Here is a 12,410-nt window from a genome sequence, read left to right as displayed (position 1 = left end):
AGAGAGACATATTATAGGAAGCCTGATTTAGCTGTCACTGATATTATGAACCTGGAACCTCCCCTAAAGGTCGGCAAAAAGAGGCAATTCCACATAATAGTAGAAAACAAAAGCTCCATTGATGCAGCTGACTTTCACCTATATTGTGTAATAAGACCCAAAGGTTCTGGCAGAGCACATCCTGGGCTGGGCTGGAAAAAATTCAGCAAATATTTAAGATCGCCTAAAGCGGGAGGGAGAATAATAATTCCTATAGAGTATACACCAACAAAAGAAGGAACCTATGAAATTATAGCATCTATACTTTCTATAAAGTGGGGGGGAGGATGGACTAGTGATGCAAACAAATCCAACAATACCCTGTTAAGATATTTCGGGATAGAGACTTACATTCACCCTATAGGGAAACCCGCTGCATCTTCGAGAGCTGATCTGGACTTGGCAGTAGAAGATATATGGATAAACAATAAAACCCCTCATGTGGGAGAAGTAATAAGCGGCGGTTTTGTCGTCCACAATTACTCGCCCGTAGCCCTCAATAATGTGGAATGGAAGGTGTTTTCCAATGCCGACGAGGTGGCCGCCGGCACAATAACCGAGATCGGAGCTGGCGCCAGTTATACGGTGAATGCCTCATCTGAAGCGGACCAGGAAGGGACCTTTACCATAAAGGCAGTCGTCGATCCCCACAACAAGATACCCGAGACCAAAGAAAATAATAATAAAATCACCAAGGAATTAACGATAACCTCCACATCGCAGCCCATATCGCTGCCAAAGGTGGATGTGGCTGTCATCTCAGTCATTTTGACTAAATCCCACATAAAAGTGGGTGAACAGACACAGGTAAAGGCTACTTTGAAAAACCTTGGTAGTGACAGAGTCCATGCCGTCCCCGTGGCATTTCTGGTCGGAGACCTCACCTTCTCCACCCAGGTCATCGATTCCCTGGCCCCGGGCCAGAGCAAGACCCTCACCGCCCCTTTGATAGGGCTCATGGGTGGCACCTACACCATCACGGTCATCGCCGACCGCCGAGAATTTATCAAGGAGGTAAACGAAACAAATAATCGACGAAAAACTACCCTTGTAGTCGAACGGTTGATTAAATGGTAACAGTTATCTAGAAAATGAACTTCTGTAATAACCCTCTCCTCTCGGGGGAGAGGGAGTCGAATGAATTTTCATCGTTCGTGAGTGATGAAGCCTTGATGAAAAATTACACGCATCCGACCACTGACAAAGAAAAACTTCAATCCAAGTACGCTGAGAGGACCTTCCAAGAGATCTTTCCGCCTGGAGAAATTCTATATTCCAGGAGCATACGTCCCCCAACGTGCCCGTCCTCAAAAGAGGCCAGGACCCAGCGAGAGGTCAATACATGGATGTCCTTTTTGGAGTAGAACCCCACGGTGCCACCCAAGACCCCTTCAAAAGGTATCAGTTCCCTATGCTGCATGAGATCAGCAGCCAAATCCTCCACTGGGTTGGAGAGACCCTTGTTCTTTAACCTCGCTACATCCCAACTGCGCAGCAAGGAAGCACCTTCCAAGGCCTCAAGCTTCTTCAAGAGGGCCTCCTCTCCCTTTTGCGCCTCCTGTAATCCCTCCTTATAACGGACATACTGAAAAGACAAAACAAAAACCAAGGCCAATAGTATGGCAGATAAGACTATCCAAAAATACCGCTCTTTGGAAGATTTTGCACCCTTACTTTCTGTCATTTCTCTTCCTCCTTTGGGCTTTGGCCACCTTTGCGCCCTGGCCTATCCTGCTGGCGTTAGGGCTTGTCGTCTGGCAGCCAGCTTTTGGGCCAGATAGATGGCAGCTAAGATGAGGAAACCCACGACCCTCAAGGTTGTATCAGGCCAGAGCAACCCTATGGTGGCCAGGCCTATCAAACCCCTCTCCCAGATAAAGAGCCTGCGCAGGAAGTACCCTTCCATGACGACGGTGAAGGCCAAGAGCCCTAGGGTGGCGCTTGTAGCGGTCATGAGCACCTCGTAGACAGGTCCTTCAAAAAGGAGAGGGGTGTAGGCGAAGAGGAAAGGGATGATGTAAAGACCCTTGGCCAGTTTCCAGGCGGCAAAGCCGGTCTCCATGGGCTTCGATCCAGCAACCCCCGCAGCGGAATAGGCGGCCAGACAGACCGGAGGGGTTACATTGGCATCCTGGCTATACCAAAAGATTATCATATGGGCAGCCAGCAAAGAGATCCCCATCTGCTGTAAGGCAGGGGCGGCCAGGATGGCCAGGAAGATGTAAGAGGCGGTCACAGGCAGTCCCATGCCCAGCACAAGGGAGGCCAACATCACCAGGATTATGGCCCAGAATAGGTGGCCCCCAGAGAGATGGATGATCATCCCGGAGAAGGTGACCCCCACCCCGGTGATCCCCACAATTCCGATGATGATCCCGGCGCAGATGAGGATGGCGCCGGTGGAGACACTGTTCTTCGCCCCTATGTAGAGAGCATCCAGGATATCCCTCAACCCCATGCGGGTCTCTTTGCGAAACCAGCTTACCACGATGATGGAGAAAATCCCTATACAGGCAGCATAGGTAGGGGTAAACCCCCTTACTAGCAGCAGAACCAACAACACCACAGGGATGAGGAAGCTCGCCCCTTCTTTTAAGACCTTTTTGAGATCTGGCACCTCCTCTTTGCTCAATGGTTTCATCCCCAGCTTAAGGGCCTCTATATGGACAAAAAACCCCACGGAGAGGAAATACATCACCGCTGGTATGGTGGCCACGGCGATGATCTTGAGATAAGAGATACCGGTCCACTGGGCCATGATGAAGGCCCCTGCCCCCATGATGGGGGGCATCAATTGCCCTCCTGTAGATGCCGCCGCCTCCACCCCCCCGGCAAAAGGAGGGCGGTATCCCATCCTCTTCATCAAGGGGATGGTGAAGGAACCGGTGGCCACGGTGTTGGCCACCGCACTGCCCGAGACCGATCCCATAAAGCCGCTGGAGGCCACTGCGATCTTGGCAGGGCCGCCAACCCTTCTGCCGGTCAGGGCCTGGGCCAATTTTATGATGAAGTCCCCAGCCCCTGACTTCAACAAGAAGGCCCCAAAGAGGATAAAGAGGTAGACATAGGTGGAGGAGACGGTACAGACTATGCCAAACATCCCCTCATCGGTCAGGTACATGCGATAAAGAAGCCTCCCCAAAGCCACCCCCCGGTAGTGAAAGGCACCAGGGATGTATTGGCCGAGAAAGAGGGCATAGGCAAGAAAGATGATGGCAAGGACAGGGATGATCCATCCAGCAGCCCTTTGGGTACCGATAATAAGGATGATAATGGCGATGGCCGCAAATATGTAGTCCCGCATGATGGGGACAGAGGCCCTCTCCAGGTGAAGCTCTTCCTCGAATAAGAGGATATAGATGGCTAAAACACATGCCAACAGGGCGAGAAAGAGATCAATGCCGAACCCCTTTTGGGGTCTTTTCTTGAACATGGGATAGAAAAGGAAGGCCAGGGCCATGATGAAACCGAGGTGAACCGCATTGCGGTAGATCGCCGGCATCACGCCAATGGTATTCACCCAGATATGGAAGAGGGAAGCAGCGATCCCTATGATATAGACCACCAACTTCCACTTTCCAGACAGTTCCCGGAAGGCAGTGGTGACCTCCCCCCTATCCTCCAGGGCCTTGATCTCCTCTTTCTTCCCTTTATCTGCCAAAAGGGTTCCTCGTGGTAAGCTTTGATAATTAGTGGGTCATGGCCTTCAGAAAGGAGGCCATGACCCACATTACCCTTATTTAGGTGGGATCAAGTTCTTGGGGATCTTCAATCCCTTCTCCTTATAATATTTATAGGCCCCTGGATGCAGGGGGGCGGGCAGACCACTGAGGGCATTCTTTAATGTTATGAAGGCCCCCATCTTGTGGACCTGCTTCATATAATCGGGGTTCTCCATGAGGGTCTTGGTGAGGAGGTAGATCACCTCCGTGTCCACATCCGCCCTTACACCGAGGAAATTGGGCTGGGCGATGGTGCGTACTTCTTTGGTCTGCCCTGGGTAGGTGTTGGCAGGGATGATGTAGCGATAACCAGGATAGGCGGTCTTCTTGTTGATTCTCTTCAGTTGCTTGTCAGTAAACTCCAAGATCACCGCCTTCATCCCCGGGGTGGCGAAGACGTCAGTGACGGCGGCCACCGGAGGGCCTGCACATAGGTTGGCCCCCTCGATCTTTTTGTCCTTCATGGCCTTGGCCGACTCAAAATATCCCAGATATTCGGCCTTGACATCCTCCCTCTTCATCCCGAGCCCCTCCATGATGGTCAGCCCGGACCTCTCTGTGCCGCTTCCAGCTCTGCCGATAGAGAACCTGAGCCCCTTGATGTCAGTAACGGTCCCCGTTTTCACCTTATCCTTAAAGATCACGAAGTGCTCCACATTGGGCCAGAGCATGGTGATGGTGCGCAACTCCTTATTGGGTTTTCCCTTGTAGATCCCGATGCCTTTCCAGGCCATCTTCCCGAAGAGCCCTTGCAGGATGGCCAGGTCCACCTCCTTGCCCTTGAGCATGTTGACGTTTTCTCCTGAGCCAGCAGAGGTGATGGCCTGGACCATAATCCCATGCTTCTTTGCCAGCCTGATGCTCCAGAGTGAGGCCATGCCGACACCCATGGGGTAGTATGTCCCACCAGTGGTGGCCGTAGCGATGACTAGGGAGGCCGGTTCCTTCTTCACGACCTTCTTCTCGGGTTTTGGATACAACCACCACACTACAAGGGCAGCAACCACTATTACAATTACAACTAAAAACACTATCCATTTTTTGGAAAACATCTCGAATCCCTCCTTTCTCCCCCTTTTTTGAGTTAAACGATCTTTAACCTATTCAAATGCTAATCCCCTTCACCACCTCCCTCCCTAAAAATTTTTTATTTCTGGCACTTAAATATTACAGGAATATTACGAGACCACCGAACCGCTGTCAAGCAAATTTTTTTCTTGTCTTTCCGTCTCATTTTTGATAAAATTAGAACAAAATTATAGGATGAAGGGGAACTACGGTGTCTGCCCAGTTTGAACAGATGCATAAGGTCTACAAAAGGATCGAGGCCCTGCACGGGAACATAGGTCGGGTGATAAAAGGCAAACCCGAGGCCATCACCCTCGCCATCACCACCCTTCTGGCCAGGGGCCACCTCCTCATCGAGGACGTACCAGGGGTGGGGAAGACGATCTTGGCCCAGGGTTTGGCCATGTCCATTAATTCCTCTTTCCAACGGATCCAGTTCACCAGCGATCTTCTCCCATCGGACATCCTGGGTGTTCCTGTCTACAATCCCCACAAAGGCACCTTCGAGTTCAAACCAGGTCCCATCTTCGCCAACATCGTCCTGGTAGATGAGATAAACCGAACTTCCCCCAAGACCCAAAGCTCCCTGCTGGAGGCGATGAACGAATTTCAGATCTCTGTGGATGGTCAGACCTATCCACTGCCTCAGCCCTTCGTGGTGGTGGCCACCCAAAACCCCTTGGAATATCAAGGTACCTACCCGCTACCCGAGTCACAACTGGACCGCTTCATGACGAGGACCCGTATGGGCTACCCCCCCTTAAAAGAGGAAAAGGAGATCCTCTCTCACCCCAGGATAGAAGAAGAAATAAAGGAACTTCAGCCGGTGATGTCAAGTGAAGAAGTGATCGAGATACAAAAGATGGTGGACGGAATAAGGGTGAGGGAGGAGATCCTCAACTACCTCATGGGCATAGTGACAGCCAGCAGGAACTCAGATCTTCTACGTCTGGGGGTGAGCCCCAGAGGTGCCCTCTTCCTCCTGCGGGCTGCCAAGGCCAAGGCCCTTATGGAGGGGAGGGATTATTGTATCCCTGATGACGTGAAATCCCTGGCGCTGGCCATCCTTGCTCATAGAACTATCCCTGCATCTGGATATGGGATAGACAGTCAGAGGGAGGAGACGGAAAATATCCTCCTTGAGATCCTGGATCAGGTCCCCGTCCCCCTGTAACTCCGGTCAGCAAAAAATGGGCCTTCAACTCTCCCTAAGGAATCGTTTTCTGAGGTTTACCCCGGAAGGGGTAAAATTTGTCCTCATCTCCATAGCGGTAGGTATTGCCGCGGTAAACACTGGAAACAACCTATTTTATCTGATTCTAGGGATGCTCCTAAGTCTGATTATCGCCTCCGGTCTCCTCTCCGAGTTGGTGGTAAAGGGGTTAGGGGTCAAACGTAGACTTCCCCCTTATATCTTTGCCCGTACTCCTTGCAGCGCCCTATTGAACGTCACTAACAAAAAGAGATACCTACCCTCCTTCTCTCTGGATTTAGAGGAACAGTTGGACGGAGAAAAAAGGGGTGGATTGGCCTATCTCTTTCGTGTTGGTCCCCAAAAGACCCAAACCCAGGTCTATCGTCTGTCCTTCCCTCGCCGTGGTATCCATCATCTCCAGGGCCCCCATCTCCTCACCCGATTTCCCTTTGGGCTCTTCGTCAAAGGGGTAATGATCAAGGAACCCCTCGAGGTCTTGGTCTACCCTCGATTGTTACCCTGGAAAGAGATCCTCCCGGAGGTATCTCCCCTAGATGAAGGACCATGGTCTAGCCCACAAAAGGGAAGAGGTGAAGAGATCTTTGGTATCCGGGAATATCTGCCCGGCGACACCTCCCGGGACATCCATTGGCGTAGCACGGCCAAACTCTCCAAGCCTATGGTGAAGGAATATGAAAAAGTAGGCATAAAAAAAGTACATATTGTCCTTGATACATCCTTACCAAAAGAACTTACCCCCTTGGACCTGGACCAATTTGAGGGATGTGTCTCAAAGACAGCCTCCTTGGCGTATCATCTCCTAAAAAAACAAGACTTCTTGGTGGGGCTCTCCCTAGGGGATGAGGTTATTCCTTTCCATAGAGGTGATGGGCATCTGCATCGAATACTCAGATCCCTGGCCCTGGTAGAACCTCAACGGGGGGAAAGAAAACAGTTGACACCCCCTGCAGCCGACGCGTTTACGATAGTCTTTAAGGCAAAGGAGTAAAGATGCTTGGAGGAAAGAAGAGGGTTGATTTCCTGCTGCGCATTTCTATCCACGCCCTGATACTGTGTGGGCTCATACCTGTCATCCTCACAGGTGAGATTCCGTGGCCTATTTGGCTCCTCGCCCTGGGGGCCCACCCCTTGAGCATCCTCACTAGGCCGAAGAAAGGGGGACATCTATTTAACCTTGTCGTCATTCTCTCTTTTTTCTACTCCCTGTTCTTGTATTTTTTTCTCGCTACTTCCTTCCTCATCGCCTTCACACAACTCCTCATCTTGGTCCAGGCACTAAAGCTCTTTCACCTCGAGAAGGCCAAGGACTATTTTCAACTGGGCGGCCTGGTCCTCCTCATGTTGTTGGCCGCAGCGGGATTGACCTCCCATCTCTATTACCTCCTTTTCTTCCTCATCTTCGTCCTGCTTGGCATCTGGTTCCTGTTTCTGCTGCATCTGAAGGCTGATCTGGAGAGGTACCCTCAACTGTCCCCTCCTCCCCGTCACTTGGCCTCCTTTTCCCTCTTGCTGGGCATATCTGGGGTGGCCTTTTGCTCCTTTTTTTTCACCCTTATCATCTTTTTTACACTTCCCAGGATCAGCCTCAGTGTAAGCGGAAAGGAGAAATGGGGAGGGTCTTCCTCGGGCTTCTCCGAGATCGTGGACCTGGCCGATATTGAGTCCGTAAGATTAAATAACCGGGTGGTGATGAGGGTGGAGCTTCCTCAATTTAGCCAAAAACCCCCTTTGCCTCTCTATTGGAGGGGGATAAGCTTCTCCCGCTGGGATGGCCAGGCCTGGGTTAAAGAGGTTACCCTTAAAAAGATTGCCAAAAGGGGGTGGAGAGAAGGGGTAATCCTCTATCGAGGCAAAGACAGAAGAAAGGCCATCTATCAGAGGATTATGATCGAACCCATGGGGACCGATGCCCTCTTTTGCCTTTACCCTGCCTTTGAGATCCGGGGGGACTTCTCTTATCTGAACGTAGATGAAGGAGGAGGACTACACCTCCCATCGCCGCCGTACGGGAGATACCAATACGAGGTTTACTCAGCCCTGAAGCCATGGGAGAAGGGGTATCAGGGCCTTCATAAGAAGGCGGATGAGCTATATCTCCAACTACCTGAAGGGAGTGAATATATTGTGAGGTTGACCCAGGACATCATCAAGGGAGAAAAATCACCCCGGAAAAAGGTCCACCAGGTGATCTCCTATCTGCGGAACAATTACACGTACTCCCTAAACCCAGCCAGAGATGAGGCCTTCCCACCGCTGGAGGACTTTCTTCTGCACAGCCGAGAGGGTTATTGTGAGCACTTTGCAACGGCGGCAGCCCTCCTGCTGCGGGGGGCAGGGGTGCCTACTCGCCTGGTCTGTGGTTTTGTCCAGGGTGAATGGAACCCCTTGGGAAGATACTTCATGGTGCGCCAAAGAGATGCTCATGCCTGGATCGAGGCCTATCTACCGGACAGCGGCTGGTTCCCTTTCGACCCCACACCCGCAAGTGCAGGGGAAGGCCACTCACCCTTCTTGGCAACTTTTTATAGATATCTCGATTTTCTCAAGCTCAAGTGGAGCCGCTATATCATCCGATACTCCCACGATGATCAACTCCGGGTCCTCTTTGCCTTCCGCCGGGGGGTGATGGACCTGCGCCTTTTCCAGGATTCTCTCTTTTTGCAAAAAGCAAGGGGGAAGAAGAGGCCTCCGCTGCCCTCTTACCTCCTTTTGGCGGGGTTGGCCTCTCTTTGTGTCATCCTGCTGATGTACTGGGGCTTCAAAAAAAGGGGAAAAGTGGTAGGTATCAACTTAGTGGGGAAACTCCCTCCTGAGATCTCTTTTTACCTGAAGATGCTAAAACTGCTAAACAAGAAAACGATCCCCAAGCGGGCAAGCGAGACCCCCATCGAGTTTGCCCAAAGAGTAGGGCAACAAAGGGGTGATCTATATCCAACAACAGAGAAGATCACCCTTCTCTATTATAGGGTACGCTTCGGCCAGATCCCCCTTGCCCCTCATGAAAAAGAGGAGATATGGGGGATCATCAGGGATCTGAAAGAAAGGATCTCTTCACCCCCTTCCTCAGAGGGGAGCTGATAATCTGACTGATTTCGACACAGGCTAACGCGTGTAGCGGAACTCCCACCAGCCGGTCTTGGGGCCCTTTTGTCCGCCGGCACCCACAGCCCAGACCCGCCAGCGGCCAGGCTGCGCACCGACAAAGTCAAAGGTATAGCTTGTTGTTGTGAGATTGGTCACCACTTTCCAGGTCCTGCCGACATCGGTACACCACTTATTGGCCTGGCAACAGTTGTAACAATCGATCTCTACTGTGTAACTGGCCGCACCGGGCACAGCGCTCCAGCGCAGTGTCGTTGTTCGCGGAAAGTGGGTGAAAACAGCTCCATTGGCTGGGGAGATCTGTCTTGGCGCTGAGAGCCTGGTAACCGTGCGCACGCGGGCGAAGGTGTAGACAGCCCTGTAATTGGTGCGCCCACTTCGGTCCGTGAAGCGCGTCAATACCTCTGCCCGTAGGCGATTTCTCCCCACCGGGTGAATAATCATCAAATTCTGGCTGAATCCTGTCCGGAAGGCAGCCGAGAGCGCCTGGGCGGTGTCAGCCAAGTTGGATGACACGCTCGGGGCATAAGCATAGGCCTTCACCCGACCCCAGTCACAGTCCTTGGGGTGGCATTTGCCCCAGGCCTGGACCGTTACATTGGTTCCCCTCACACGGATATTTAACGTAGTGACCCCGCGGGTGTCGGGATCGGTGTTCTTCCACCTCCCTGCAAACTGGTTAAGGTCCGCTGAGGCCGTGGCAGCCATGACCAGTGCCAGGATGCTAACAACTAAACCTAAAGTAACTTTTCTCATACCGTATTCCTCCTTTCTTATTTTTCTGACGTAGAAAAACGCAATCTGTTCAATCATTCGTAAAAACCAAAACAGGGGAAAAGCAATTCACTAAAAGCTCAAGCAAAAATTGTGTAAAGCGTCCAAACCGCAATTGCTGCCCAAATCACTAGTGCTAACCAAGCCTTGCGAAAGAGAGCTGACCTTGTTCCTAAAATCTCTTTGCTTACCTTTAGCATCGTCTTTGAATATGGAACAAAGTCCAACCCTATTAAAACCCAAACCATCAAACCACAGGAAAAATACTATACACACCAGGAAAAGCAGAAACCCAACGATGAATATAGCTGTGCTCTTCCAATGGCTTCTAAACTCTGGAACCTTTTCTTTCAACAGTTCATAGCCTCTTTTCTGAGCCATTTTTATCTTTCCCTTTAGAATAATAAATAATTGGCTCTTTGTTTTTGTACCTCGTAATGAGCATTTCGCCTAACCTGAGCGTATCTGAAGTCCAGCCGTCAGGCTGGATTTGGGCGTAGCGTAGCGGAGCCAGATACGCTCTGTTATATGAAGCGGCGGCTCCGTTCTGTTTATAGATACATTATAATCTTCATGATATTGTGTTTTTTGCAGCGATTTTCTAATAGCTACTGCCATGCTGGAGTTTCTTTAAGAATTTTTCAATTTCAGATGTTAATTCTTTGAAAGTATCTTCTATCCTTAAGAAAAGATCTTTAAATCTTTCCCATTTAAGTTCAAAACCATAGATATGCCTGAATAGATGGCGAAAACGCATATATTCCTTCAGAGTGCTCATGATTTCCGAGGTGATAACTTTGCCTCTTACATCCTTCAAGGGCTTACCCATCTGAAAGAGAAGCTCAGCATGCCAATTCTCACCTGTAGGCAGACTCTTATCAACACCCACAGCAATTCTCTCAAAAATTTTCTCAATTCCACAATAAAAATCATGAAGAATACTTCCTGCAGCTCTCGTCTCTATAAAATCAGGTTCATTGTTGATTTTCTCTATCAATCCTTTTGCTTCATTGAGCAATCTTTCGATGTTCTCCAATTCGATTTTAATTTCGTTTTCAAGGTTATCTTTATCCATATATAATTTCACCCTCTTGAATTGTTTTCTTTTTTAAACTTTCGTAAGCATCCTCAAAAGGAATGAGATTGAGTTCTATGCCCGGTAGTAAAATATCATACAACTCTGTGAGAGCTTTCATATACATATTTGGAGGCAATCCTTCCACTACGAGATCAATATCTGACCTATCGTGAACATATCCTTTAACTACCGACCCAATAAGGAAAATCCTTCTAACCTTATAGTTATTTCTTAGCACCTCGGCACATTGTAAGGCTAACTCTTTCAAAACCTCTCTTTTGTCCATATCTCATCACCCTCCAATTCATGATTCTTCATTTCTCTTAATACCGCCATTTCATATAACGTCTTTGCGTGTTTGCGAAGTGCCCAAGGCATTTGGGTGAGGGCAAAGCCCGCACCAGATACACGCTGTTATCGGATGTTGCGTAATTCATTGCCGTAAAATATTCACTATCCTTTCGATCACCTCACTGATCTTATCAGGTTTGAGATGACCGACACGATATAAGACAATGTGGCGGTCTGCTGTAAATATACGATTTGGTCGCACATTACTTTTCTGTCTAAGTGTCCCAGTTTCGAATTCATTCTCCTCCATTGGAACTGCATATCTATCTCTAATCCGATGACTGGTTATCTGGCAGAGAATCAGGTTATCCCCTTCTAAATCGGCAATAACCAGAGCAGGACGTCTCTTGGCACGGGTTAAATCCGAAAATGGAAAGGGAACAACCACCACATCTCCCTTTACAAATCCCGCCAAGCTTCATCCTCCTCAGGTCTTAGCCAATCTTTCTTAAGAGACGTTTCGCTTGCAATCGCCGTTCCCATCACTTCTTCCAACGCTTTTGCCTCTAAGAAGCGTATAAAATCCAGTATCTCCTCAAGGTACTGTTCAGGAACTCTCTCAACTTCTTTTAAGATTAATTCCTTCATCTTCATATTTTCACCTCTTATTTATTTTGTATGTATAACCTTAAGCAATTTCCGATAACGTTTCGAGCGTATCTGAAGTCCTGCGAAGCAGGATTTGGGCGAAGTGCCGAAGGCACGAAGCCAGATACGCTCTGTTAGGTGTAGTAGTCACAACTGCTCTATTCAATACGGACGTTATTTATGGACGTTATTTTTACCCGATGCCGTGACCGGACAGGTAAGACGTCCAGCTTGCTTACTGGCATTATTCTCCCATTGAAGAGGACGAAGATTTGAAAGTTCATCTCCGCCACCTTCTGACTCTGGTTTTATATGGTCGACCTCCCACCCGTACTGGGAATCTCTATCTCCAGACGCTGAGGGTGTGTCAAAGTTAGTTGAAATTTAGGGTAGCGGCCCCTAAAATGGTAACAATTTTATTTTGTTAAAAACTTTTGAAAGGAGGGGCCGCTGATGAAGAGGGTATTATGAG

At 49.6% G+C, this 12,410-nt stretch carries 13 protein-coding genes; 4 read left to right on the top strand and 9 right to left on the bottom strand.

Annotation, left to right across the window (positions count from 1 at the left end):
* On the top strand, positions 1-1,116 hold a 1,116-nt coding region (locus JRI46_10440), incomplete at its 5' end, for a hypothetical protein (protein MBW2039987.1).
* 136 nt (positions 1,117-1,252) lie between these two features.
* Here JRI46_10440 and JRI46_10435 read toward each other — a convergent pair.
* The 3 genes from JRI46_10435 to JRI46_10425 all read right to left on the bottom strand — a co-directional run bounded on the left by JRI46_10435 (position 1,253) and on the right by JRI46_10425 (position 4,813).
* Positions 1,253-1,723, bottom strand: a complete 471-nt coding sequence (locus JRI46_10435; protein ID MBW2039986.1) for a hypothetical protein — start codon at positions 1,721-1,723, stop codon at positions 1,253-1,255.
* Between the two features lie 42 nt (positions 1,724-1,765).
* On the bottom strand, positions 1,766-3,700 hold the full coding sequence (locus tag JRI46_10430; protein ID MBW2039985.1) for a TRAP transporter permease: 1,935 nt from the start codon (positions 3,698-3,700) through the stop codon (positions 1,766-1,768).
* Between the two features lie 75 nt (positions 3,701-3,775).
* Complete coding sequence (locus tag JRI46_10425) at positions 3,776-4,813, bottom strand: TAXI family TRAP transporter solute-binding subunit (protein ID MBW2039984.1); 1,038 nt, start codon at positions 4,811-4,813, stop codon at positions 3,776-3,778.
* Between the two features lie 248 nt (positions 4,814-5,061).
* On the opposite strand from JRI46_10425, the gene JRI46_10420 reads away from it, so the two are divergent.
* The 3 genes from JRI46_10420 to JRI46_10410 are packed head-to-tail and all read left to right on the top strand — an operon-like array spanning position 5,062 to position 9,123.
* A complete protein-coding gene (locus JRI46_10420) occupies positions 5,062-6,003 on the top strand; it encodes a MoxR family ATPase (GenBank protein ID MBW2039983.1) in 942 nt (313 codons plus the stop codon).
* Positions 6,004-6,019: 16 nt separating this feature from the next.
* The gene (locus tag JRI46_10415; GenBank protein ID MBW2039982.1) at positions 6,020-7,033 is read left to right on the top strand and encodes a DUF58 domain-containing protein; all 1,014 of its coding nucleotides are present in this window, start codon (positions 6,020-6,022) and stop codon (positions 7,031-7,033) included.
* 2 nt (positions 7,034-7,035) lie between these two features.
* Positions 7,036-9,123 (top strand): DUF3488 domain-containing protein, encoded by a 2,088-nt coding sequence (locus JRI46_10410; protein MBW2039981.1) that lies wholly within the window; start codon positions 7,036-7,038, stop codon positions 9,121-9,123.
* 24 nt (positions 9,124-9,147) lie between these two features.
* On the opposite strand, the gene JRI46_10405 is transcribed toward JRI46_10410, so the two are convergent.
* From JRI46_10405 to JRI46_10380, 6 genes are all read right to left on the bottom strand, one after another.
* The gene (locus JRI46_10405) at positions 9,148-9,903 is read right to left on the bottom strand and encodes a hypothetical protein (GenBank protein ID MBW2039980.1); all 756 of its coding nucleotides are present in this window, start codon (positions 9,901-9,903) and stop codon (positions 9,148-9,150) included.
* Between the two features lie 619 nt (positions 9,904-10,522).
* Complete coding sequence (locus tag JRI46_10400) at positions 10,523-10,996, bottom strand: hypothetical protein (protein ID MBW2039979.1); 474 nt, start codon at positions 10,994-10,996, stop codon at positions 10,523-10,525.
* Positions 10,989-11,285 (bottom strand): nucleotidyltransferase domain-containing protein, encoded by a 297-nt coding sequence (locus JRI46_10395; GenBank protein MBW2039978.1) that lies wholly within the window; start codon positions 11,283-11,285, stop codon positions 10,989-10,991. The genes JRI46_10400 and JRI46_10395 overlap by 8 nt, the downstream gene beginning before the upstream one ends.
* Before the next feature lie 147 nt (positions 11,286-11,432).
* A complete protein-coding gene (locus JRI46_10390; GenBank protein ID MBW2039977.1) occupies positions 11,433-11,765 on the bottom strand; it encodes a type II toxin-antitoxin system PemK/MazF family toxin in 333 nt (110 codons plus the stop codon).
* The gene (locus JRI46_10385; GenBank protein MBW2039976.1) at positions 11,750-11,944 is read right to left on the bottom strand and encodes a DUF2281 domain-containing protein; all 195 of its coding nucleotides are present in this window, start codon (positions 11,942-11,944) and stop codon (positions 11,750-11,752) included. The genes JRI46_10390 and JRI46_10385 overlap by 16 nt, the downstream gene beginning before the upstream one ends.
* Before the next feature lie 168 nt (positions 11,945-12,112).
* Positions 12,113-12,322 carry an HNH endonuclease gene (locus JRI46_10380; protein MBW2039975.1) on the bottom strand — a complete coding sequence of 70 codons (210 nt, stop codon included), beginning with the start codon at positions 12,320-12,322 and terminating at the stop codon, positions 12,113-12,115.
* Positions 12,323-12,410: the final 88 nt, after the last annotated feature.

It is taken from the genome of Deltaproteobacteria bacterium (assembly GCA_019308925.1).
Taxonomy (GTDB): Bacteria; Desulfobacterota; B13-G15; order B13-G15; family RBG-16-54-18; genus JAFDHG01.
The sequence above is the reverse complement of the archived record's forward strand: the minus strand, read 5'-3'. Positions and strand labels throughout refer to the sequence as shown.

Bases quoted from the DNA above. Each gene is read 5' to 3' on its own strand.
- JRI46_10435 (MBW2039986.1), bottom strand. From the start codon at position 1,723: ATGACAGAAAGTAAGGGTGCAAAATCTTCCAAAGAGCGGTATTTTTGG.
- JRI46_10425 (MBW2039984.1), bottom strand. From the start codon at position 4,813: ATGTTTTCCAAAAAATGGATAGTGTTTTTAGTTGTAATTGTAATAGTG.
- JRI46_10420 (MBW2039983.1), top strand. From the start codon at position 5,062: ATGCATAAGGTCTACAAAAGGATCGAGGCCCTGCACGGGAACATAGGT.
- JRI46_10415 (MBW2039982.1), top strand. From the start codon at position 6,020: ATGGGCCTTCAACTCTCCCTAAGGAATCGTTTTCTGAGGTTTACCCCG.
- JRI46_10410 (MBW2039981.1), top strand. From the start codon at position 7,036: ATGCTTGGAGGAAAGAAGAGGGTTGATTTCCTGCTGCGCATTTCTATC.
- JRI46_10405 (MBW2039980.1), bottom strand. From the start codon at position 9,903: ATGAGAAAAGTTACTTTAGGTTTAGTTGTTAGCATCCTGGCACTGGTC.
- JRI46_10400 (MBW2039979.1), bottom strand. From the start codon at position 10,996: ATGGATAAAGATAACCTTGAAAACGAAATTAAAATCGAATTGGAGAAC.
- JRI46_10395 (MBW2039978.1), bottom strand. From the start codon at position 11,285: ATGGACAAAAGAGAGGTTTTGAAAGAGTTAGCCTTACAATGTGCCGAG.
- JRI46_10385 (MBW2039976.1), bottom strand. From the start codon at position 11,944: ATGAAGATGAAGGAATTAATCTTAAAAGAAGTTGAGAGAGTTCCTGAA.